General features: G+C 71.5%; 1 protein-coding gene. It reads right to left on the bottom strand.

Annotated features, from left to right (window positions below):
* On the bottom strand, positions 1-1,711 hold a 1,711-nt coding region (locus ACSC1Q_RS42905), incomplete at both ends, for a type I polyketide synthase (protein ID WP_436764499.1).

Consider the following 1,711-nt stretch of genomic DNA (forward strand, 5'->3'; position numbering starts at 1 on the left):
TTCCAGCAGGGGAAGGATGTCCGCCTCGGAGGCGGCGATGGCCAGCATCGCCCCACCCTCCGGAAGCCCCTGCATCAACCGCGCACGAGCCGTAACCAGAGCACACGCGTCGGGCAACGAGAGCACCCCGGCCACATGAGCAGCCGCGATCTCCCCCACCGAGTGACCCACCAGCACATCCGGGGTCACCCCGAACGAAGCCAGCAGCCGGTACAGGGCCACCTCGAAGGCGAACAACGCAGGCTGCGTCACCCCCGTCTCGGCCAGCACCTCCTCCGGACCGGAGAACATCACCTCACGCACCGAACCCGGCAGCAACGCGCAGACCTCGTCCAGTGCCTCGGCGAACACCGGGAACGCCGCCGCGAGGGACGCCCCCATCCCCACCCGCTGGCTACCCTGACCGGCGAACAACATCGCCAGCCTGCCTCCAGCTGCGGCACCAGACGTCTCCGTACCCTCGGCCAGGGCACGCAGGCCCGCCACCAGCTCAGCCCGATCCGCACCCACCACCACCGCGCGCTGCTCCAGCAGGGCACGACCGGTCGCCAGCGTCCAGGCCGCGTCGGCCGGGTTCAGCTCCGGCTGAGTCTCCACCCAGGACGCGAGCCGGGAAGCCTGTCCCCGCAGCGCCTCCGGAGTCTTGGCCGAGACCAGCCAGGGCGTCACCGGCAGCTCGACAGCGTCAACCTGGGCCTCCGCCGGACCCTGCTCGATGATCACGTGTGCGTTCGTGCCGCTGATCCCGAAGGACGAGACCGCGGCCCGGCGCGGACGGTCCTCCACATCCCATGAGCGCGCCTCGGTCAGCAGCTCGACGGCGCCCGCCGACCAGTCCACGTACGGCGAGGACTCCTCGGCGTGCAGCGTGCGCGGCATGACGCCGTTGCGCAGCGCCATCACCATCTTGATCACACCGGCCACGCCCGCGGCGGCCTGCGCGTGACCGATGTTCGACTTGATGGACCCCAGCCACAGCGGCCGGTCCTCAGGACGGTCCTGACCGTACGTAGCCAGCAGCGCCTGCGCCTCGATCGGGTCGCCCAGCACCGTTCCGGTGCCGTGCGCCTCGACCACGTCCACATCCGCGCTGGACAGGCCCGCGTTCGCCAGTGCCTGGCGGATCACCCGCTGCTGCGCCGGGCCGTTCGGGGCGGTCAGGCCGTTGCTCGCACCGTCCTGGTTGATCGCCGACCCCCGCAGGACCGCGAGGACCTGGTGACCGTTGCGCCGCGCGTCCGAGAGCCGCTCGACGAGCAGCACACCGATGCCTTCTCCCCAGCCTGTGCCGTCCGCCGACGCGGAGAACGCCTTGCAGCGCCCGTCCACCGACAGGCCACGCTGCCGCGAGAACTCGACGAAGGTGCTCGGCGTGGCCATCACCGTGACGCCACCCGCCAGGGCCAGGTCACACTCGCCCGACCGCAGGGACTGTGCCGCCCAGTGCAGCGCGACCAGCGACGACGAACACGCCGTGTCCACCGTGACCGCGGGACCCTCCAGGCCCAGGGTGTAAGACACCCGGCCCGAGGCGACGCTGCCCGAGCTGCCGGTGCCGATCAGGCCCTCCAGCTCGCCCGGCGCGTCAGAGAGGTGCGGCGCGTAGTCGTGGTACATCACCCCGGCGAAGACACCCGTACGGCTGCCACGCAACCCCACCGGGTCCAGGCCCGCCCGCTCGATCGCCTCCCACGAGCTCTCCAGCAGCAGA

The sequence above is a fragment of the Streptosporangium heterodermiicola genome (assembly GCF_051390675.1).
GTDB lineage: Bacteria > Actinomycetota > Actinomycetes > Streptosporangiales > Streptosporangiaceae > Streptosporangium.